The following is a 22,561-nucleotide window of genomic DNA, read 5'->3' on the forward strand; positions in this document are numbered from 1 at the left end:
TGGATAAATTGTTTTTATAATACAATTTATCCATTTTTTAATCCGGAAAACACGAATGATATAGAGGAAATAAATAGCGTATAATTCGTATTATATATAAAAAACTATATAAAATTTAAAAAAATATAAAAAATATTCGGATAAAGGGTAGAAATTTATCGGAAAATAATATATTATAAATGACGGACGAAAAAACAAATGAAAGAGTGATAAAATGAGAAACTTCTTTAAAAAAGATGGATTACTTGATAATTATTTCGAAGTAACAAAAAATGGATCTACTCCTAAAAGAGAAGTAGTTGCAGGACTTACAACATTTATGACTATGGCATATATACTTATTGTAAATCCAACAATACTTGCAGCTGCTGGAATGAATCAAGGAGCAGTGTTTACTGCAACAGCACTTTCTGCTTTTGTAGCTACGCTTTTAACTGGAATTTATGCTAAACTTCCATTTGCTCAAGCTCCAGGTATGGGATTAAATGCATTTTTTGCTTATACAGTAGTACTACAAATGGGATATTCTTATCAATTTGCATTAACAGCTGTATTCTTAGAAGGTATAATATTTATATTACTTACATTATTTAATGTTAGAGAAGCTATTGTAGATTCAATACCTGATTGCATAAAAAAAGGTATTTCAGTTGGTATAGGACTTTTAATTGCACTTATTGGATTAGAAGGTGCAGGTATTGTTATTCATCCAAAAGATGGAGGAACAATATTATCACTAGGAAGCATAACTCATGGTACAGGACTTCTTGCTATTGTAGGTTTAATAATAACAGCAATACTTTTAGCAAAAAGAGTAAAAGGTGCACTTTTTATTGGAATGATTATAACTGCTATAATTGGTATTCCATTTGGATTAACACCAATTCCAAGTGCTGTAATTAGTGCTCCACCCTCAATTAGTGGAATACTTTTTGACTTTGAATGGCATAATATTTTTTCAGTAGATATGATAATAGTATTATTTACTTTATTATTTATGGATTTATTTGATACTATAGGAACTTTAGTTGGAGTCGCAACTAAGGCAAAAATGCTTGATGAAAATGGTAAAGTTCCAAATATTAAAAAAGCTTTACTTTCAGATGCTATAGGAACTACTTTTGGTGCTTGTGTTGGTACTAGTACAGTAAGTACTTTTGTAGAGAGTGCAGCAGGAGTTGCAGAAGGTGGTAGAACTGGACTTACAGCAGTATCAACAGCTATAATGTTTGCTTTAGCACTATTCTTTTCACCAATATTTGCTGCAATAACACCAGCAGTTACTGCATCAGCATTAATATTAGTAGGTTTATTTATGATTGAGCCTATAAGAGAGATAAATTTAGAAGATTATTCAGAATCAATACCTGCATTTTTAACTATGATAATGATGCCATTTTCATATAGTATATCAGACGGTATTATATTTGGAGTAATATCATACATATTAATAAAATTATTTACAGGAAAAGTAAAAGATATTAGTATAACTACTGTTGTAATAGGAGTTATATTCTTACTTAAGTTTTTAATAAAATAAAAAGTTAAGTTAAGGTTTATTTTAATAGAATTATATAGTTAAGAAATTTACTTGTTTTATAATATTTAGCTATAGTATTTAAATGAATTAAAAGTAATTTAAATACTATAGCTTGTTTTGTTAAACGGACAAATGTTTGGCTCAGATAAACAGAAATGTTGTAGAAAAATATTTTTTTTGATATACTGAATAAGTATTTTGACTATAAAATTTAATATGAAAGCGAGAGAGACTATGGCGGATGACAGTAAAAAACTTAGATGGTATAATCTTGCAATGATGGCCTTTGTATCTGTATGGGGATTTGGTAATGTTGTAAATAACTTTGCAAATCAAGGATTACAGGTTGTAGTTTCATGGGTCCTTATTATAGGATTATACTTTATACCTTATGCATTAATGGTTGGAGAGTTAGGATCAGTTTTTAAGGATGGTAAAGCTGGTGTTAGTACATGGATAAGAGAAACTAAAGGTATAACTTTAGCATATTTTGCAGGTTGGACTTATTGGGTTGTACATATTCCATATTTAGCTCAAAAGCCGCAGACTTTATTAGTAGCTTTAGGATGGGTAGTTCAAGGTAATGGTGATTTTGTTAAACAAATGAATCCATTATATGCGCAACTTATTACATTAGTAATATTTTTATTTTTTATGTGGGTTGCATCAAGAGGAATAACGTCTCTTAAAACTATTGGAACAATAGCAGGAGTTTCAACATTTGTTATGTCAATATTATATATAGTATTAATGCTTGCAGCACCAGCAATAACAGGTGTTAGCATAGCGACTACTAATATTAGTTGGCACACTATAGTTCCAAATTTTGATTTTAAATATTTTACAACAATAGCAATGCTTGTGTTCTCAGTTGGTGGAGCAGAAAAAATTTCTCCATATGTAAATAATACTAAAAATGCAAGTAAGGAATTTCCATTAGGAATGATTATATTAGCAGTTATGGTTACAATATCAGCTATATTAGGATCAATATCTATGGGAATGATGTTTGATGCAAATAATATACCAAAAGATCTTATGATGAATGGTCAATATTATGCATTCCAAAAACTTGGTGAATATTATGGAATAGGAAATGTATTTTTATTTATATATGCTATTGCAAATGCATTGGCTCAAATATCAGCATTAATATTCTCAATAGATGCACCTCTTAAAGTATTATTAGCAGATACTGATGATAACTTTGTGCCAAATAGTTTAACAAAAACTAATAAGCATGGGGCTCCTATTAGAGGTTATATTATGACAGCTATATTGGTAAGCATATTAATAGTTGTTCCTGCACTTGGAATAGGAAATGTAAATGAATTATATAATTGGCTATTGAGATTAAATGCAGTTGTAATGCCACTTAGATATTTATGGGTATTCTTAGCATTTATTTTACTTAAGAAAGCTGGAGATAAATTTAAAGCTGATTACAAATTCCTTAAGAATGATAAAATAGCTTTAGGATTTGGTGTATGGTGTTTTATATTTACAGCATTTGCCTGTATATTAGGAATGGTACCACAAGATGTAGCCACATTTAGTGGAGGATGGTGGTTCCAATTAATATTAAATGTTGCAACACCATTTATATTAATTGGACTTGGATTCATACTACCAAAGATAGCAAGAAAACAAAAAAATTCTATGAAATAGTTAATAATAAAAAGCATCTGAAAGTTATTACTTTTAGATGTTTTTTTACTGTTAAATATAAATTATAGTGCATTTACTTATTAATAGTAATAATGTTATTATAATAATAGGGTTTTACTTATATTTAATTTGGGGGGATTGGCTAATTTATATTTTATAAACATTAGTTAAAATTTTATGGTAATAGAAAAGTTAAGGTTAGAAGACGTAGAAGATTTAATTGATTTATATAAGGAACTTGTACCTTTTGAAAATAAATTTGAAAAGACTATAAGTTTATATAAAGAAATGGAAAAGGATGATAATTATTTTTTAGTTGTCGCAAAAGAAAATGATAAGATTGTAGGATCAATGTTAGCTGTATGCTGTAACTCTTTAGCATCTTTAGGAAACCCGTTTTTAGTAATAGAAGATGTTGTTGTAAAAGCAGAATACAGGAAATTGGGGATTGGTAAAAAGCTTATGAATGAAGTTGATAAGTATGCAAGTTTAAAAAATTGCACTTATGCTATAGTTGTATCTTCAAGTTATAGAAAAAATGCTCATAAATTTTATGAGAATATAGGATTTAGGGATGAAGTAGTTGGTTTTAGAAAACTTTACAAATAAATATAAAATTGTATAAATAATAATATTAATATATTTGAAAAATAAACATCTTTATTACTTAACAATTAAATTGTATAATAGTACAAAATGACAATAAAAAGGAATGAGAAGATGAATAGAAATTTAAAGACAATACTTTATTTTATTATAGCAATACTTGTACTTTCATTAATATTTAAGCTGTTTATTAAAATATTACCGTTTATAGTTTTATTAGTATTGGCACTTTGGATTATTAGTAAAGTTAAAGGGTATATTAATAAAAAGAAAGATTCAGATAATACTTATACTTATCAATCATATAGCAATTATTCAAAAACAGATGAAGATGATACATTTTTTGAGGATGAAGATGAAGATCCATCAAAAGCAATAGATGTTGATTATCAAGAAGTTAATGACAATAAAAAATAAAATTTACTTAATTTAGAGGTGATGGCGTGAATTTTAGAAAATTAAAAATATTTTATGAAACAGCTCAAACACTAAATATGACTAAGGTAGCAAAAGCATTATATATAAGTCAGCCATCAGTCAGTCAAGCCATACAAGAATTAGAAGATGAGCTTGGTGTAAAAATGTTTGACAGAATAGGAAAAAGATTAAGTTTAACTTATGAAGGCGAAGTATACTTAAACTATGTAAGAAGAGTTTTAAATCTTTATGATGAAGGTTTAGATAAAATAAGAAATATAAATAATAATCAAGAAGGAAAAATTGTTATAGGTGCAAGTACAACTATAGGAATATATATACTTCCTGATATTATAAAAAATTTCGTTGAAAATAATGAGAAGATAGAAATATCACTTATAATAGAAAATACTGAAAATATAGAACAATTAATTTTAGAGAATAAAATAGACTTTGCATTTGTTGAAGGTAAAGTTCACTCGGAAGAGCTTATTTATGACAACTTTTGGGAAGATGAGTTAGTATTTATAAAGCAATATAATAGTGAGTGGGAAGAGAGAGAATACATTAACAAGAGTGTTTTAACAAAAGAAAATTTTATTATGAGAGAAAGAGGCAGTGGAACAAGAGAAATAGTTGAAAAGTATTTAGAAGACAATAAGATTGATTATAATATCTTTATGGAACTTGGAAGTACAGAAGCTATCAAAAAAAGTGTTGAAGCTGGACTTGGAATCGGTTGTGTATCTAGTCAATGTATAAAAGATGAATTAAAGGGTAATAAACTAAGTAAGCTAACATTTAATAAAAATAAAATAAAAAGAAATTTAAGACTTATAATACATAAGGATAAATTTATAAGTAATAATATGAAATTATTTATAGATGAAGCTAAAAAAGAAAATATGTAAAAGATTTATTGAATTTGTTATACCTCTTAATGTATAATTACTTTAAGGATTAAATGGAAAAAAATGGAGGTATAAATGGGTAAGGTATTAGTTTTATCAAGGGGAACTGGACAAGCAAAAGAGTTTAAAAATGCTATTGAAAAATATACAAAGGAGAAGGGTATATTATTTGATGCAATATTTTCTAATGAAGAACAGATGAATAATTATATAAAAAACGAGGAGATAAACGTTGTATTAATATCTCCAGAAATGATGTTAGTAGAAGAACAAATAAAAATTGAGTTAGAAAAAAATGAACTTCCATATATAAGCTTAAAACCAGTAGATTTTGGACTAAAGAGAATCGAGAAAGTTATGCCTCTAATAAATAAATACCTATAAATAGAGACTTTTTATTTTTAGGAGGGATTTATATGGGATTTAAAAAAACAGTGGAGTTAGATTATCCATTAGAAAAAGTTTTTAAGGTTTTTATTAAAGCTGCAAAGAAGGAATTTCCAAAATTTAATGAAAAGAATCCTTTAGGAGCAACAATTAGTAAAAAGATTAAATCAGGTTCATCAAGAACAATTGATATTAGAGTTGAAGTAACAGCATATGAAAAAGATAAACTTTATCAAATAACTTCTGTAAGAGATAAACTAATGTGTGTTTCAACATATAGTTTTGAAAAATCTGGAGATGATAAGACATTATTTTCTTTAGAAGAAAATGATAATACAACAGGAATGTTTGCAGGTATAAATACATTTTTGCAAAATATATTATTTAGAAAAAGAATTACAGATAAGTTTAATCAATTAGTTGCTGGGCTTCAAAATGAAATAGAAAGTTATGATGAAAGAGTTCAAAAAAGTATTAAAAAAGAAGAAGTTGATACTTAAAAAAGTTGACCTATAAAATAGGTCAACTTTTTATTTATTATAATGCAAAATTACCATCTTTAAAGACTTGAATTTCAGTTCCGTCTTTAGTTATTCCAACTATGTTAAGGTCTTTTGAACCAATCATAAAGTCTACATGTGTTAATGATACATTTGATTCAGCATTTAAAAGCTCTTCATCATTCATTTCTTCACCATTTTTTATACATGATGGATAAGCTTTTCCTATAGCTAAATGACATGATGCATTTTCATCAAATAAAGTATTAAAGAATAATATATTTGAATTAGAAATTGGAGAGTTATAAGGAACTAAAGCAACTTCTCCTAAATATCTTGAGCCTTCATCTGTATCTAATAACTCTTTTAGTGAATCATAACCTTCTTCAGCAGTAAAATCTATTATTTTTCCATCCTTGAAAGTAAATGAAAAGTTATTTATTAAATTTCCACCATAGTTTAGTGGTTTAGTTGAATATACAATGCCATTTATTCCATTTCTTTTTGGAGTTGTAAATATTTCTTCTGTAGGCATATTAGCTATAAATTCAACTCCATTTTTAGTGAAGTCAGAACCACCACACCATATATGATTAGGAGCTAAAGATAATTCTAAGTTAGTTCCTAATGTGTTTTTAAAAATTAATTTATCAAAGTCATAATCTTGAAGTTTTTTCATATTAGATTTTAAGTTGTTAGAATGATTTGTCCATTCAGTAATAGGATCTTTTGAGTTTAATCTCATTACATTAAATATAGCTTCAAAAAGTTTTTCTACTGCTTCATCTTCTGAAACATTATTAAACACCTTAGATGCCCATGCTTTTGTTGGCATTGATATTACACACCATGCATTTTCGTTATTCATAAGTTTATCTGAATAATTTCTAAGTGCTAAACTTCTTGCTTTACTTGCAGCACTTATTTTCTTTGAGTCTATTCCTTTAAATAATGAAGGATCATTTGCTGATATTGAAATAAATGAAGCACCATTATCAGTAAAATAATTATATTTATCTATTTCATATTGAGGTACTGATGATAGTGTTTCTTCAGAAGCATTTTCAAAACGTATTCTTGTAAATAGCTCATCAGAGTAATTTATATATACATCTTTTGCTGATGCTTTAAAAGCTTCTTCAGCAAGAAGTCTTGCAAAGCTTGCACATTCAATTGGTGAATTAATAAATAGAAGCCCATTTTCTTGTATATTAACACCTTTTTTTATAACTAGATTAGCATATTTTCTTAATAAGTCATTAAAATTTTCCATATTTTAAATACCTCCTAAAGTTTTGTTTTCTATTATTTTACTATAAAAAGTAAATACTATACAAAAAACAATCTGTAAACAAAGAAAAAGTATATTTCTTGTAACTAATTATGATAAGTAATATAATATATTTACTTGAATTTATTATTATAGAAGAATGGAGGGCTTTAATTTGACAGATATGCTGCAAATATTAGTAGACAAAAATAAAATTTACGGCCAAGATGGAAAGCTTGCTTCATATATTCCAGCTTTACTTAAAGCTGATGTAAATGATTTAGGGATAGCTGTAGTAGAATTAGATGGTAAAGAAAGTTTTGCGGGAAATTGCGATAAAAACTTTACAATACAAAGTATATCAAAAATTGTTAGTTTAATGATTGCACTTAGTGATAATGAGATGATTGATGTTTTTAAAAAGGTAAATGTTGAACCAACAGGTGAAGGATTTAACTCTATAGTTAAACTTGAAACAACAGAGACAGGTAGGCCTTATAATCCAATGATTAATGCAGGTGCTATAGTTACAACTTCTTTAATTAAAGGAGAAACCGAAGAGGGAAAACTTAAGAAATTAATAGACTTTATGAAGAAGGCTACTAATAATCCTAATATAAAAATAAATGAAGAAGTTTATATATCAGAAAAACTAACTGGAAATAGAAATAGAGCTTTAGCTTACTTTATGAAAAGTAGTGGTATATTAGAAGGCAATGTAGAAGAAATTTTAGATCTTTATTTTAGACAATGTTCAATTGAGGCTAATGCTAAAGACTTAGCAAGACTTGGAGCTGTTCTTGCTAATGATGGAATAATTCCATGGAGCGGAGAAAAGCTAATAGATAAACATATATGTAGAATAGTTAAATCTATAATGGTTACTTGCGGAATGTATGATGCGTCAGGAGAATTTGCAGTTAGAATTGGGATACCAGCTAAAAGTGGAGTTGGTGGAGGAATAGTCGGTGCTGTACCTAAAAGAATGGGTATAGGTGTATATGGACCAGCGTTAGATGAAAAAGGCAATAGTATTGCAGGACTTAAGATTTTAGAAGATTTAGCAAATAAGTTAGATCTTAGTATTTTTTAATATAGCTGTTACTTTTAAATAACTTAAAATGTTATAATTAAGCAAAGCTAGGAGACAATTAATAAGGAAATTATATAAATAATTTCCTGAAATTTGGAGGGAAGTATGGAAAAATTACTTATATTAGATTCTAATTCATTAATGAATAGAGCTTTTTATGCATTACCACCTCTTACAAATAGTGAAGGTGTTCATACTAATGCAATATATGGATTTACGAATATGTTATTAAAGATGAAAGATGATATAAATCCAGATTATATAGTTGCAGCTTTTGATAAAAAGGCTCCAACTTTTAGACATAAAGAATATGAAGATTATAAAGCAGGTAGAAAGAAAATGCCAGAAGAACTTGCAGAACAGTTCCCAATTATTAAGGAAATGCTTAAGCTTCTTGGAATAAAAATATATGAGATTGAAGGATTTGAAGCTGATGATATTATAGGAACTACAGCGAAACTTGCAGCGAAAGCAGGGATGGAAGTTTTTATAGTTACTGGAGATAAAGATGCTCTTCAACTTGCTGATGATAATATAAATGTAATAATAACAAAAAAAGGTGTTTCGGAAACAGCTAAGTACAATAAAGAACAATTTATTGAAGAATTTGGTGTTACACCAACTCAATTTATAGATGTAAAAGGGCTTATGGGAGATAAGTCAGATAATATACCAGGAGTGCCAGGTGTAGGAGAAAAAACTGCATATAAATTAATAAAAGAATATGGTTCTGTTGAAGGTGTATTAGAGAATATAGATAATATTAGTGGTAAAAAATTAAAAGAAAATCTTGAGACATATAGTGAACAGGCTATATTCAGTAAAAAACTTGCAACAATAATTGTTGAAGTTCCACTAGATAATATAATAGAAGATATAAAAAATTCAGAAGAAATGGATAAGAAGGGATTAAAGGAATTACTAATAAAGCTTCAGATGAAAGCTTCTCTAGCAAAATTTATAGGTAAAGAAGAAGAAGTTAGAGAAATAAAAAGTGAGACAATTAATTCACAAGAAGAACTAAGTAAATTTTTAAAGGATAATAAAACATATTACATAGCTTATGATATATTTGAATCACCACTAAATTCAAATAGAAAACTTAAAACATTATATTTTGGCAGTGATAATTTAACAACTATTGTTAATGTTTATGAACTTATAAAAAATGATGAAGAAAAAGTACTTCCTATATTAAGAGAATTTTTTGAAAATAAAGATAAGCTAAAAGTTATTCATGATGGAAAATCATTAATAAAAGCTTTAAATAAGTTATCTATAAATGTAAATAGCTTTGAGTTTGATACAGCGATTGCTTCTTACATTATAGATTCATCAAAAGGGCAATATCCGTTAAGTGATGTTATTATGACATATACAGGAGATGAAATAGCAAAGGGAAATGAAGAACTAAAATGTGGTGCAGTTTATATAGAAACATTATATAAAATTTTATCTAAAAAGATTAAAGAAGAAAACATGGAGGAACTTTATTATAATGTTGAGCATCCACTTATAAATGTGCTTGCATCAATGGAAGATGAAGGTTTTGAAGTTGATGAAACAATACTAGATGAATTAGCAGTTAAATTTAAAAAAGAAATTGATGTAGTTCAAAAAGAAATTTATGAAATGGCTGATGTTGAATTTAATATAAATTCTCCAAAGCAACTTGGAAAGATATTATTTGAAAAATTAGACTTACCTATTATTAAAAAAACAAAAACAGGATATTCAACTAATGCAGATGTTTTAGAAAAACTTAGAGATAAACATCCTATAATAGATAAAATAACTTACTATAGACAAATAAGTAAAATAAATTCAACATATGTTGAGGGAATGAAGCCATTAATAGATATAGATGGTGCTATTCACAGTACATTTAATCAAACTGTAACAACAACAGGTAGATTATCAAGTACAGAACCAAACCTTCAAAATATTCCTATAAGATATGAGATGGGAAGAGAAATAAGAAAAGTTTTTATAACTAAGGAGAAAACAGATAAATTATTATCAGCTGACTATTCACAAATAGAACTTAGAGTTTTAGCTCATATAAGTGGAGATGAAAATATGATAAATGCATTTAAACATCATAGTGATATCCACACAAAGACAGCATCAGAAGTTTTTAATGTTAATATAGAGGATGTAACTCCTTTAATGCGTTCAAGAGCAAAAGCTGTTAACTTTGGAATAGTTTATGGAATAAGCGATTTTTCATTATCTCAAGACCTTGGGATAACAAGAAAAGAAGCAGCAGAATATATGAGTATTTACTTTGACAGATATCCAAAAATAAAAGAATATTTAGAGTCAGTAGTTGAAGAAGCTAAAAAGACAGGATATGTAACTACTATTTTAAATAGAAAAAGATTTATACCAGAAATTAAATCTTCAAATAAAATAGTAAAAGCCCTAGGTGAAAGACTTGCTATGAATGCTCCGATACAAGGAAGTGCAGCTGATATAATAAAAATAGCTATGATAAATGTATTTAATAGATTAAATAAAGAAAATTTAAAAAGTACATTAATATTACAAGTTCACGATGAACTTATAGTTAATGTAGTAGATGATGAAATAAGTATAGTTGAAAATATAGTAAAAGAAGAAATGGAAAATGTATTTAAGCTTAGTGTTCCATTAGATGTTGATATTAATTTTGGAGATACATGGTATAACACTAAGTAAAGGAGGAGTTTAGTTTAACATGATAAAGGTTGGACTTACAGGTGGAATAGGTACTGGAAAAAGTACAGTATCTAATATGCTTAAAGATGCAGGTTTTAATGTAATAGATGCTGATTTAATTGCAAGAGAAGTATTAGTTAAGTATTCAGAAATATTAGAAAAAGTTAGAGCTCAATTTGGAGAAGGTTTCTTTGATTGGAGAGGAGACTTTAGAAGAAAAGAATTTGGAAATCATATATTTAGATTTCCAAAACAAAGAGTTAAGTATGAAAACATAATACTTCCATATATAAAGGCTGATATAATGGAAGAAATAAAGGCATTAGAAAAAAACGGAGAAAAGATAGTAATACTAGATGCTCCAACTCTTATAGAAAGCAAAATGAATGAAGATATGGATATTGTTGTATTAGTAGTTGCAGATAGCAAAGCTCAAATCCAAAGAGTAAGAGATAGAGATAAATTAAGTAGTAATGATGCATTGAATAGAATAAATGCACAGATGCCACTAGAAGATAAGAAAAATTATGCTAATATAATAATAGATAATAATAAAGATTTGTTATATGCTAAAGAACAAGTTGATGATTTTATAGAGTTTATGAATACATTAATATAATGAGGAGTTAAAAATGAAGTTAAAAAAGATAATACTATGGTTATTTATAATAGTTATAGCAGTGTCAGGGATTAAGTATTGTGTGAAAAATTATGCTTTTCCATATAAACATGAAGAGGTTATTAATGAATACAGTAAAGAATATAATTTAGATCCATTATTTGTATTATCTATAATAAAAGCGGAAAGTAAATTTGATTCTAATGCAAAATCACATAAAGGAGCTTATGGTCTTATGCAAATCACAGAAAGTACGGGGAAGTGGATTGCAGGACAAATGGGTATAAAAAACTTTTCAGAAAGTATGCTTTATGATGAGAAAACAAATATAAAAATGGGATGTTGGTATTTGAATAATCTTTATAAAGAATTTAAAGATAAAGATTTAGTAATAGCAGCATATAATGCAGGAAGAGGAAATGTGAATAAGTGGTTAAAGGATAATGATTATTCAAAAGATGGAGAGAATATCCATTATATTCCTTTCCCGGAAACTAAAAATTATGTAGATAAAGTTAATATCTATTATAAAATATACAAGTATTTGTATAGCTGATTATTTTTATAATCAGCTATAGTATTTTAGTTTGGAGGTGAAATATTTTGGATAATCAAAATAAAGATATTTATGGAATAGTTTTTTTATCTTTATTAATACTATTAATTTTTATTAAAGTAGCGATGCCATATGTATTACCAGTAGATAGTAATGTTAAATATAGTGATAATCCAGTTTCAGAGAGAGAAAATATATTATTAAAGTTTGTAGATAATAAATTAACTAATAATTCTGGTGGAATAAAAACAAATTACATAAATAAAAAATCAGAAGGCGATATAACAAAAGGCAATGCGGTTTTATCAGAATCAGAAGGAATGATGTTAATATATTATTTAGAGAGAAATGATAAAGAAAATTTCAATAAAGTTTTAAATTGTATAGAGAATAATATGATTCTTAAAGATAATTTAGTTTCATGGAGAGTTTATGGAGATGATAAAAATCAAACTTCAGCAACAATTGATGATTTAAGAATTGTAAAGGCACTTTTACTTGCAAATGAAAGATGGGGAGATTTTCATTATAGAAAGTTAGCAATAAAAATATCAAGAGCTATTAATGAAAAATTAATTGATGTAGATGTTTTAAGTGATTTTTATGATGGATATAATAAAAGTGATATAACAACTTTATGTTATATAGATGTCCCTACATTAGATTATTTAAGCAATATAGATTATAAATGGAAAAAAGTATATTCAGCATCAGTAAAATTATTAAATGATGGATATATAAGTGATTATCTTCCTTTATATAGAACTAATTATAATAGAAAAACTAAAAAATATGATAATGAGAATACAGTAGATACATTGCTTTCATTAATATGTATATTAAATAAACTTGACGCTAAGCAATCAGTAGCAAATAGTATTCAGTGGATTGAAGGAAAATTTTCAAAAGATGGAGCCATGTATTCAAAGTATAATGTAAAAAATGGAGAAAAGGATTCTAATATAGAATCAACATCAATATATGCATTACTTGTTAAAATAGGATATGATTCAGGAAATAAAGAATTATATAATATGGCCTTAAAAAAATTAGAAAGTTTTCAAGTATTAGATAAAAATAGTGAATTATATGGAGCTTATGGGGATACAAAAACATTAAGTGTTTATTCATTTGATAATTTGAATGCTTTACTAGCCTATAGAGATGTGAAATAAAATTACTCCTAATGAAATTTTTAATTTTCATTAGGAGTAATTTTATTTTTTATTAAATATAGAGATACTATAAGTAAAATAAATAAAAATTAATAATGACTTTTAGTCATTATGTATGTTATAATTTCTACATTGATAAATAAAAAGAAAGGATAAATTATGGAAAATATTTTTAAAATTTTTAAAAGAGATATAAAAAATATATTCACAAATTGGGTTGCAATTGTTGTATTATGTGGGCTTATAATACTTCCTTCTCTTTATGCATGGTTTAATATTAAATCATCTTGGGATCCATATGGAAGTACAAGTGGGATTAGGGTAGCAGTAGTTAATGAGGACAAAGGCACAGAAGTAGAAGGTAAAACTATAAATGTTGGAGAGCAAGTTGTAGATGAACTTTCAAAAAATCATAATATAGGATGGAAATTTGTAAGTAAAGAAAAGGCAGAAAAAGGGGTAAAACTTGGTGATTATTTTGCAAGTATAGTAATACCAGAAGATTTTTCAAAAGATTTAGTATCACCAGTATCAAAAGAAATAGTAAAGCCAAAATTAATATATACAGTAAATGAAGTATCTAATGCAATAGCACCAAAGATTACAGATAAAGGTGTTCAATCTTTAAAAGATCAAGTTGATAAAACTGTTTCAGAAACTGTAGATGGAGCAATATTTAAAGCTCTAAATCAAATAGGTATAGAATATAAGTCATCAAGAGAGAAAATAAGAGAAATTGTTGATACTATATATAAAGTAAATGATAATTTACCTAAGATGGAAGAACTTATAAACAAAGCTTATGATGGAACTATAACTATAGATACAATGATTAAAAAGATGAATAAAATAATTCCTAATTTAGAGACTACATTAAAAGATGTAAATAGTAGTCTTGATAAAGGAAAGGATTTTATTAATAAGTCTAAAGAGAGTTTAAATAGCTTATCTCCTATAATTAAAGAAGATTTAATATTCAGTAGAGATTTACTTTCAGGATCTTCAGAAATTTTAGGTAACATATCAGAAAAATATGATAAAGAAGCACTTTTAAAGGCTTTAAATAGTTTAAATGATAAGGTGAAAGTAGTATATAATACATTAAACTCAGTAATAGATTTATTACAATCAATAAATAAAGGCTTAAATAGTGATAAATTAACTAATGTAATTAATAAATTAAAAAATATAGAAGGTAAAACAACATCTCTTATAAATGATATTGCCAAGGATATTGAATTAGTTAATAATAATGTCTTATTAAAACCTGAAACTATAAATAAATTAAAAAATAAATTAGATTCAATTCAAGGTAGTTTAAATGAAATTATAGGAAGCTATGATAGTACAATAGTTCCTGCAATTAATGAGTCATTAAATAAGTTAGATAAAATAGCAAAAGAAAGTATAGCTTTAATAAAGAGTACACAAGATGTAATGCCAAATGTGAAAAATGTATTAGATTTACTTTCAAAAGGAACTAAATTAACTAATGAAGAATTAATTAAAGTTAAAAATAAATTCCCAGAATTTAAAAAGTCATTTAATAAAATGACTAATGATATAAAAAAGGTAGATAAAAAAGAAGATATAAATAAAATATTAGATATAATAACTGGTGATTGGAAAGAAAAAACTAATTTTTTAGTTAGTCCAGTTCAAATTGAAACAAATAAATTATTCCCAGTTCCAAACTATGGTTCAGCAATGTCACCATTTTATACAACACTAGCTTTATGGGTTGGAGGATTAATACTTGTATCAATATTAACAGTTAGTGCAAAACCATTTGAAGATGGATCAGACTTAAAACCAATGGAAGTTTATTTTGGAAAATATTTATTGTTTGCAATAGTAGGTATACTACAAGGTGCTATAGTTACTTTAGGAGATATACTTATACTTAAGACATATGTAACACATCCAGTATATTTTGTACTTTTTGGAATGTTTACTAGCTTAATATTTATAACAATAATATATTCCACTGTTTCTGTCTTTGGAAATGTAGGTAAAGCTATTTGTATAATATTCTTAGTACTTCAAGTTGCGGCATCTGGAGGAACTTTCCCAGTTGAAGTTATGTCAGGATTCTTCCAAGGTATAAATCCGTATTTACCATTTAGATATGCTATAGAAGCAATGAGAGGATTTGTTGGAGGAATAGTACCAGAACTTATACAAAGAGATTTTGTTGTATTAATAGCTTCAGCTTTAATATTTATAATAATAGCTATACTACTTAAAAAAACAATGAATAAAAGTAGCGAAAAATTTGTTGAAAAACTTAAAGAAAGTGAAATAGTAGAACATTAAAAAATAAGTTAAATGAAAAGATAGGCTTTTAAAGTCTATCTTTTTTTATTGTAGAAACTTTATCCAGTTTAAATAGAGGAAATCTAGGGAAAAATAATTTTGCTATAAATATAGAAAGGAGAACAAAAAATGGGAAAAAAGATTTTTGGAGTTTTACAGAGAATTGGTAAAGCGTTAATGTTACCAGTTGCTCTTTTGCCAGCTGCTGGACTATTATTGGCATTTGGTAATTTATTTATGAATGAAGCTTTATTAGTTAATGCACCTTATTTAAGGGCAGATTGGATACAATTAGTTGCAAATGTTATGGAGCAATCAGGTAATATTGTATTTGCTAATTTGCCTTTAATATTTTCTGTAGGAGTTGCAATTGGATTATCAGATGGTGATGGTGTTGCAGGACTTGCAGCAATTGTTGGATTTTTAATAATGAATGTTTCAATGGGAACATTTGTTGGAGTTACACAAGATATGTTATCAGATCCTATGTATACTATAGTTGTTGGTGTTCCGACACTTCAGACAGGGGTGTTTGGGGGGATTATAATGGGTCTTATAGCATCTGCAATGTATAATAAATTTTATAAAATTGAATTGCCTCCTTATTTAGGATTCTTTGCAGGTAAGAGGTTTGTTCCAATAGTAACTGCAGCATTAGGAGTTTTAATCGGTATTTTAATGACATTTATATGGCCTCCTATACAAAATGGATTATTTTATTTTTCAAGAAGTATGATAGATGCGAATCCTACAATGGCAGCATTATTATTTGGAACTATTGAAAGAGCTTTAATACCATTTGGATTACATCATATTTGGTATAATCCTTTCTGGTATCAATTTGGAGAATATATAAATAGTGCTGGACAATTAGTTATGGGAGATCAAAATATATTTTTTGCACAATTAAAAGATGGAGTGCCATTTACTGCTGGAACATTTATGACTGGTAAATTTCCATTTATGATGTTTGGTTTGCCGGCAGCAGCATTGGCTATTTACCAAGAAGCTAAACCTCAAAACAAAAAATTAGTAGCCGGTATTATGGTATCAGCTGCACTTACTTCATTTTTAACGGGTATTACAGAACCTATAGAATTTTCATTTCTTTTTGTAGCACCTCTACTTTTTGTAGTTCATTGTGTGTTAGCTGGATTATCATTTATGACTATGCAATTATTAAATATAAAAATAGGAATGACATTTTCAGGTGGAGTAATTGATTTTATCTTATTTGGTGTTATACCTAATAGAACACCTTGGTATTTAGTAATAGTTGTTGGATTAGTTTATGCAGTAATTTATTATGTTTTATTTAGAGTTTTAATAAGAAAATTAAATTTAAAAACTCCTGGAAGAGAAGATGATGATGAATCAGTAAGTAGAATTAATCCAGAACAAGCAAATCTTGCTGTAGCAGTTTTAAATGCTTTAGGAGGAAAAGAAAATATAAGTAATTTAGATGCTTGTATTACTAGACTTAGAGTAATAGTTAATGATGTTTCAATAGTTGATAAAGATGAGCTTAAAAAATTAGGAGCAGCTGGGGTAATGGAAGTTGGTAATAATATTCAAGCTATATTTGGGCCAAAGTCAGATACATTAAAAGGCCAAATAAAAGATGTAATGGCAGGAAATATACCAGTAGATGAATTATTAGAAGAACATGATGATATATCTGAAATAAAAAATAAGAATCTTGAGGATATACCAGAAGATATAATGATGCCTTTAAGTGGAAATGTAATAAGAATAGAAGATGTTGAAGATAAAATCTTTGCAGAGAAAATGATGGGTGATGGTTTTGCTATAGAGCCAACAGGTAATGTAGTAGTATCACCTGTAAGTGGAGAGATAACTTCATTGTTTGCAACCAAACATGCAATTGGAATAACAAGTGAACATGGATTAGAAATATTAATTCATGTAGGAATGGATACTGTTTCATTAAAAGGAGAAGGGTTTACAGCATATGTTAATCAAGGAGATAAAGTTAAAATAGGAGATAAGCTTTTAACTGTAGATTTTGATTCAATAAAAGAGAAAGTTCCATCAATAATAACTCCAGTAGTATTTACTAACTTGACAGAAGAAAATAAGTTAGAAATAAATTATGGAGAATTAAAAGAAGGAAAAGACATAGTAGCAACTATAATTAAAAAATAAAATTATAAAACCTAGCTAAATTTTAAAATTTAGCTAGGTTTTATTAACAAAAACTTCACATAAAAGTAAAAATAAAGTAAAATATAGGTAGGTGATGAGGTGGGGTAAATGTATATAAATAACGAATTAGAAGAGATATTACATGTTAATAGTGTAAAATATAAAAACATGTCAATAATATTTTTGGCTATTTATTTAACAATAAATATGATAAGTGCAATGATGTTTGATGAAGGAGTAACATTAATTAATATATTCATAAAAATATATTATCTTATAGCATCATTTTGTTGTGTACTTCTTATATATTCAACAATGAAAATATTTAAAAGTAAGTTGCTTATGATATTAAGCTTTAGTTTTATTAATATTATATTTATTAATACATACTTTATATCAGAAATTATAAATAATAGATATTTACAAATTTTAAGTATAAGTGCAACTTTTGAATATATATCCTCTTATATTATCATATTTGGTATGTTAATAGCCTTAAGGTATATAAAAAATATAAATTTAAATTATAAAATATATGTTTTGATAACAAATATAATTGTTCTTATTTTAATCACTACATGTAAAGGTGGATATAAATATAAAATTATATATATAGGAATAAGCTTAATAATATTTTTCTTGATTACAATTGAAGTAATAAAGTTTATAAAAAATAAAGAGTATAAGAAGAAAACTATTAACTATATAAATATAAATATAATTTTAATATTTTTAGTTAATTTATTTATGTTAATAAGCTATTTTTATAAAAATATATTTATTTTAGAAATGATAAAATTAATCTTTTTTTTAAACTTTTCTTTATGGGTCTTTTTTACTTTAGAAAATATTTTAGATACGCCATATAAAATTTTATTTAGTAAGTTATATAAAAGTAATGAAGATCTAGATTATATGAACAAAGAATTATTTCTCCAAAATACAGAACTAGAATTTTCTCAAAATTTAATAAGAAAAAAAGAAATAATGTTTAAAGATTTTTTTAAAAACATACCAGTTCCAGTTATTATATTAAGTGATTTTACACTTAGAATAATATATTGCAATAAGTCGTTTTTAAAATTTATTAATGAGAATAGTATTAAGAAGATAATAAATAAAAAATTAGATAATTTAATATCTGTACAAGCTTTTGAAAATGAAATAAAAAGTAATTTAAGTAAAGAAGTTTATAGTGGAATTATTAAAAATAAAGATGAAAAAAGGTATATAAATATAAAGGTTATAGATAGAAATATTGAAAATGGTGAAATTATATTAACATTTTCTGATATAACATCAAATATAAGAATGAATATTATAAAGTATGAAATGGAAAATAAGATTTTACAAGAAAGTTTAAAGCGAGATTTTCTTTCAAATATAAGTCATGATTTAAAAACTCCAATAAATGTAATATATTCAGCTCTTCAATTAGAAGATATTTTCATAAAGGAAAAAGATGGTGAATCATTAATGAAATATAATAGAATTTCTAAAAGTAATTGCTTTACTTTAATGAAAATAACAAATAATTTAATTGATAATAGTAAAATACAATCAGATCATTTAATAGCAAATAAAAAAAGAATAAATATAGTTGAATTTACAGAAGATACTATATCTGCCTTAGTTTGTTATGCAAAAGAAAAAAATATAAATATAATATTTGATACTAATAAAGAGGAAGTATACTTAGATTTAGATGAAAGTTTTATGCAAAGAGTATTACTTAACTTAATATCAAATTCAATAAAGTTTACAAAAAGTGATGGCAGAATAGATGTTATGATTTTAGATGGTAATAAGAGTTTAAGAATTATTGTTAAAGATAACGGTATTGGAATGAACAATGATTTTATAGAGAAAATTTTTAAAAAGTATTCAATGGGAGAAAATAATACAGAAACAGATGAAAAGGGTAGTGGGATAGGATTATTTGTCGTAAAAAATCTTGTTGAACTGCAAGGTGGGTCCATTATGGTAAAAAGTAAAATAGGCAAAGGAACAGAAGTTATAATAACTTTTGGAAAGGGAGAGTTAAGTGACAAATAATATAAGTTTAATTTTAGAATCTTATATAAAAAAGTACTTTAAAATAATATTAGGTATAGCTATTTTTAGTTTTTTAATAATTATATTTAATAATAAAGTTATAGAGATTCATTATGCTATAAATATTTTATGTGCCACATTTGGGATTTCTTTAGGTTTAATAAGTTTAATTAGAAAATCTAATTCTTATTATAAGTTTTTAGGTATTGGATTTTTATTTATAGGATTGCTTGAATATTTCTCTATATTAATGGAAGTTTGTAATGTATATGAGGATATAACAATTCGAATTATTTGGGCTAATAAAATATTAGAACTTATAATTATTATTATATCTATAATTATGTATTTAAAGCAGATATCGTGTAAACAAGCTGTTTTAATATATGGAGGAATAGTTATTGCATTGTTAATGCTTGGTAAGTATTTTTTTGAGAATATAGATAAATTTATAAATGTTATTTTAGCTGAACATCACTATATTTTGAGATTAATGGTTATTATATTGACGATATTTTATTTGGAAAAAATAAAGAAAAATACTCATGTGAAAAATATGTATATTTATATGATATTTATTTTAATATATCAAATGGTTATTATAAGATTATTTTTTTTAGGAGATATATTAAGATGTTTAGCGTATTATGAAGTTTATAACGGAATAAAAAAATATATATTAAAATTTCAATATGATAATATGAAGGAGAAGTTAATATCAATTCAAAGAAAACAAAAAGAATTAAACACAAAATTAATTGAAAAAAGTATAGTTCTTCAAGAATTAAATTCAATAAATAAAAATAATGATAAAAGATATTGTAATCTTATAGAATCATTTAAAGATGGTATAGCCATATTTAATAGGGGAAGATTAATATATGCAAACAATTATTTGTTAAATATAATAGATGTTAAACATAAAGAATTAATAGTTGGTATAGAAATAGATAGATTAATACAATCAATAGAATCACAAGGTTATATAAAAAATAGAGTTTTATCTTCAGAATATATAAATCCAAATAATAATATTGAAATTGTATATAAGTTTAATAAGTTTTCAGAAAAATTAAAAGAATTAGAGTTTTATTTAGTTCAAAATGGAATTAATAGAGAAATAGTATATATAAGAGAGTTAACAGAAATAAATAAATATAATGAAATTGTAAAAAAATATGATTCTTATTTAAAGGAAGATGAAATTAAAAATGAATTTTATTCTAATATATCTCATGAACTTAGAACTCCTATAAACTTGATTAACTCCGCTCTTACAGTGAATGAAATGTATTTAAATGAAAATAATTTATATAATTTAAAAAAGAATAATTGTATAATTAAGCAAAATTGTTTAAGACTTATTAGAACTATAAATAATTTTATTGATGCAAATAAAGCCTCAGAAGGTTATTTAAAAGCTAATAAAAAAATATATAATTTAGTAGAAGTTGTTGAAAGTACAACAGCTGCAACGAAAAGATATGTAGAAAAGATAAATAATTCTTTAGTTTTTGATTCGGCATGTGAAGAAATATATATTCCTATGGATAGAGAAATGATAGAAAGAATTATTTTAAATATACTTTCAAATAGTGTGAAATATGGAAAAAGAAATAAAGAATTAAAGGTGAATATATATACTAATAAGAAAAATGCTTATATAATTATACAAAATCATACTAGACCTATTGAAAAAGAGAATGAAAGATATATATTTGATAAGTTTACAACTATAAATAAATCATTAAATAGAGAAAAAGAAGGAAGCGGATTAGGGCTATTTTTAACCAAAGCTATGGTTGAGCTTCATGGGGGAAAAATAAAGTTTAAGTCTAATAAAAAAATGGGCAACAGATTTATAATTGAATTACCTATGAATGGAACTCAAAAAGAATATAATCAAGGTGAGGACTTAGAGATAGTAACTTTAGAAAAAAAGGTGGATGTAGAATTTTCGGATATATATATATAAGAATAAAAAGTCACAAAAAAGTATATTTATATAATAAATAAAAATTTTGAGGTGACTTATGCAAAATATATTTAAAGTGGATGGTAAATTTAAATTAATTCCTTTAATAAGTAGTTTTTTGATTACACTTGGTGGAGGGATTTTAATTGGATTTTTAACTAAAGATTTTACTAATATATATGAGACTATAACAAAACCTAAGCTTTCGCCACCAGGATATATATTTGGAATTGTTTGGCCAATATTATATATATTAATGTCAATTTCTTTATATAGAGTTTATATGAAGCTTAAAATAAAAAATAAAAGTTCTTCTGCAATATTATTATATATAATTCAATTAGCTATTAACTTTTTATGGCCTATAATTTTCTTTATGTCTAGATTATATGGATTATCTTGGATAATACTGTTAATACTTATAGTAATATTAATTATTGTTATTTTTAAATTTTATAAAATAGATAAATTATCAGGAAGTTTACTTATTCCATATTTAATATGGTGTATTTATGCATTATATTTAAACATATCAATATGGATGCTTAATGAAATGTAAAACAATTCATTTGGAAAAATCATAAATTCATAGTATAATTTTAATAAG

At 25.7% G+C, this 22,561-nt stretch carries 18 protein-coding genes; 17 read left to right on the forward strand and 1 reads right to left on the reverse strand.

Annotation, left to right across the window (positions count from 1 at the left end):
* Window positions 1-214 precede the first annotated feature (214 nt).
* From O212_RS0102465 to O212_RS15855, 7 genes are all read left to right on the forward strand, one after another.
* Window positions 215-1,540 (forward strand): NCS2 family permease, encoded by a 1,326-nt coding sequence (locus O212_RS0102465; protein WP_024613583.1) that lies wholly within the window; start codon window positions 215-217, stop codon window positions 1,538-1,540.
* 234 nt (window positions 1,541-1,774) lie between these two features.
* Window positions 1,775-3,208: an amino acid permease gene (locus tag O212_RS0102470; protein ID WP_024613584.1), complete on the forward strand. Its 1,434-nt coding sequence runs from the start codon at window positions 1,775-1,777 to the stop codon at window positions 3,206-3,208.
* 177 nt (window positions 3,209-3,385) lie between these two features.
* On the forward strand, window positions 3,386-3,817 hold the full coding sequence (locus tag O212_RS0102475; protein WP_024613585.1) for a GNAT family N-acetyltransferase: 432 nt from the start codon (window positions 3,386-3,388) through the stop codon (window positions 3,815-3,817).
* Between the two features lie 111 nt (window positions 3,818-3,928).
* On the forward strand, window positions 3,929-4,231 hold the full coding sequence (locus tag O212_RS0102480) for a hypothetical protein (protein ID WP_024613586.1): 303 nt from the start codon (window positions 3,929-3,931) through the stop codon (window positions 4,229-4,231).
* A 26-nt stretch (window positions 4,232-4,257) separates the two neighbouring features.
* Window positions 4,258-5,142, forward strand: coding sequence for a LysR family transcriptional regulator (locus O212_RS0102485; RefSeq protein ID WP_024613587.1), 885 nt, complete (start codon window positions 4,258-4,260; stop codon window positions 5,140-5,142).
* Window positions 5,143-5,217: 75 nt separating this feature from the next.
* The gene (locus tag O212_RS0102490) at window positions 5,218-5,526 is read left to right on the forward strand and encodes a hypothetical protein (protein WP_024613588.1); all 309 of its coding nucleotides are present in this window, start codon (window positions 5,218-5,220) and stop codon (window positions 5,524-5,526) included.
* Between the two features lie 32 nt (window positions 5,527-5,558).
* Window positions 5,559-6,029, forward strand: coding sequence for a DUF3284 domain-containing protein (locus O212_RS15855; protein ID WP_024613589.1), 471 nt, complete (start codon window positions 5,559-5,561; stop codon window positions 6,027-6,029).
* A 37-nt stretch (window positions 6,030-6,066) separates the two neighbouring features.
* On the opposite strand, the gene O212_RS0102500 is transcribed toward O212_RS15855, so the two are convergent.
* Window positions 6,067-7,302 carry an aminopeptidase gene (locus O212_RS0102500; RefSeq protein ID WP_024613590.1) on the reverse strand — a complete coding sequence of 412 codons (1,236 nt, stop codon included), beginning with the start codon at window positions 7,300-7,302 and terminating at the stop codon, window positions 6,067-6,069.
* 172 nt (window positions 7,303-7,474) lie between these two features.
* Here O212_RS0102500 and glsA point away from each other — a divergent pair, with 172 nt between their 5' ends.
* From glsA to O212_RS0102550, 10 genes are all read left to right on the forward strand, one after another.
* A complete protein-coding gene (gene glsA, locus O212_RS0102505) occupies window positions 7,475-8,392 on the forward strand; it encodes a glutaminase A (RefSeq protein ID WP_024613591.1) in 918 nt (305 codons plus the stop codon).
* A gap of 105 nt (window positions 8,393-8,497) precedes the next feature.
* Window positions 8,498-11,092 carry a DNA polymerase I gene (polA, locus tag O212_RS0102510; RefSeq protein WP_024613592.1) on the forward strand — a complete coding sequence of 865 codons (2,595 nt, stop codon included), beginning with the start codon at window positions 8,498-8,500 and terminating at the stop codon, window positions 11,090-11,092.
* Between the two features lie 19 nt (window positions 11,093-11,111).
* Window positions 11,112-11,711 (forward strand): dephospho-CoA kinase, encoded by a 600-nt coding sequence (gene coaE / locus O212_RS0102515; protein ID WP_024613593.1) that lies wholly within the window; start codon window positions 11,112-11,114, stop codon window positions 11,709-11,711.
* 13 nt (window positions 11,712-11,724) lie between these two features.
* Window positions 11,725-12,267 (forward strand): lytic transglycosylase domain-containing protein, encoded by a 543-nt coding sequence (locus tag O212_RS0102520; RefSeq protein WP_024613594.1) that lies wholly within the window; start codon window positions 11,725-11,727, stop codon window positions 12,265-12,267.
* 47 nt (window positions 12,268-12,314) lie between these two features.
* Window positions 12,315-13,442 (forward strand): glycosyl hydrolase family 8, encoded by a 1,128-nt coding sequence (locus O212_RS0102525; protein ID WP_024613595.1) that lies wholly within the window; start codon window positions 12,315-12,317, stop codon window positions 13,440-13,442.
* Between the two features lie 159 nt (window positions 13,443-13,601).
* Window positions 13,602-15,758 (forward strand): YhgE/Pip domain-containing protein, encoded by a 2,157-nt coding sequence (locus tag O212_RS0102530; protein WP_024613596.1) that lies wholly within the window; start codon window positions 13,602-13,604, stop codon window positions 15,756-15,758.
* Between the two features lie 129 nt (window positions 15,759-15,887).
* Complete coding sequence (gene ptsG / locus O212_RS0102535) at window positions 15,888-17,924, forward strand: glucose-specific PTS transporter subunit IIBC (protein ID WP_024613597.1); 2,037 nt, start codon at window positions 15,888-15,890, stop codon at window positions 17,922-17,924.
* A gap of 108 nt (window positions 17,925-18,032) precedes the next feature.
* Window positions 18,033-19,979 (forward strand): HAMP domain-containing sensor histidine kinase, encoded by a 1,947-nt coding sequence (locus O212_RS16355; protein WP_024613598.1) that lies wholly within the window; start codon window positions 18,033-18,035, stop codon window positions 19,977-19,979.
* The gene (locus O212_RS15860; protein ID WP_024613599.1) at window positions 19,969-21,954 is read left to right on the forward strand and encodes a HAMP domain-containing sensor histidine kinase; all 1,986 of its coding nucleotides are present in this window, start codon (window positions 19,969-19,971) and stop codon (window positions 21,952-21,954) included. The genes O212_RS16355 and O212_RS15860 overlap by 11 nt, the downstream gene beginning before the upstream one ends.
* 58 nt (window positions 21,955-22,012) lie before the next feature.
* Complete coding sequence (locus O212_RS0102550; protein ID WP_024613600.1) at window positions 22,013-22,513, forward strand: TspO/MBR family protein; 501 nt, start codon at window positions 22,013-22,015, stop codon at window positions 22,511-22,513.
* Window positions 22,514-22,561: the final 48 nt, after the last annotated feature.

The organism is Clostridium sp. Ade.TY, from assembly GCF_000498355.1.
Classification (GTDB): domain Bacteria; phylum Bacillota; class Clostridia; order Clostridiales; family Clostridiaceae; genus Clostridium.

What these genes read in the sequence shown, in the direction of transcription:
- O212_RS0102470 (WP_024613584.1), top strand. Translation starts at nt 1,775, where the DNA reads ATGGCGGATGACAGTAAAAAACTTAGATGGTATAATCTTGCAATGATG.
- O212_RS0102490 (WP_024613588.1), top strand. Translation starts at nt 5,218, where the DNA reads ATGGGTAAGGTATTAGTTTTATCAAGGGGAACTGGACAAGCAAAAGAG.
- O212_RS0102480 (WP_024613586.1), top strand. Translation starts at nt 3,929, where the DNA reads ATGAATAGAAATTTAAAGACAATACTTTATTTTATTATAGCAATACTT.
- coaE (WP_024613593.1), top strand. Translation starts at nt 11,112, where the DNA reads ATGATAAAGGTTGGACTTACAGGTGGAATAGGTACTGGAAAAAGTACA.
- O212_RS0102475 (WP_024613585.1), top strand. Translation starts at nt 3,386, where the DNA reads ATGGTAATAGAAAAGTTAAGGTTAGAAGACGTAGAAGATTTAATTGAT.
- O212_RS16355 (WP_024613598.1), top strand. Translation starts at nt 18,033, where the DNA reads ATGTATATAAATAACGAATTAGAAGAGATATTACATGTTAATAGTGTA.
- O212_RS0102500 (WP_024613590.1), bottom strand. Translation starts at nt 7,302, where the DNA reads ATGGAAAATTTTAATGACTTATTAAGAAAATATGCTAATCTAGTTATA.
- O212_RS0102465 (WP_024613583.1), top strand. Translation starts at nt 215, where the DNA reads ATGAGAAACTTCTTTAAAAAAGATGGATTACTTGATAATTATTTCGAA.
- O212_RS0102550 (WP_024613600.1), top strand. Translation starts at nt 22,013, where the DNA reads ATGCAAAATATATTTAAAGTGGATGGTAAATTTAAATTAATTCCTTTA.
- ptsG (WP_024613597.1), top strand. Translation starts at nt 15,888, where the DNA reads ATGGGAAAAAAGATTTTTGGAGTTTTACAGAGAATTGGTAAAGCGTTA.
- polA (WP_024613592.1), top strand. Translation starts at nt 8,498, where the DNA reads ATGGAAAAATTACTTATATTAGATTCTAATTCATTAATGAATAGAGCT.
- O212_RS0102530 (WP_024613596.1), top strand. Translation starts at nt 13,602, where the DNA reads ATGGAAAATATTTTTAAAATTTTTAAAAGAGATATAAAAAATATATTC.
- O212_RS15855 (WP_024613589.1), top strand. Translation starts at nt 5,559, where the DNA reads ATGGGATTTAAAAAAACAGTGGAGTTAGATTATCCATTAGAAAAAGTT.
- O212_RS0102520 (WP_024613594.1), top strand. Translation starts at nt 11,725, where the DNA reads ATGAAGTTAAAAAAGATAATACTATGGTTATTTATAATAGTTATAGCA.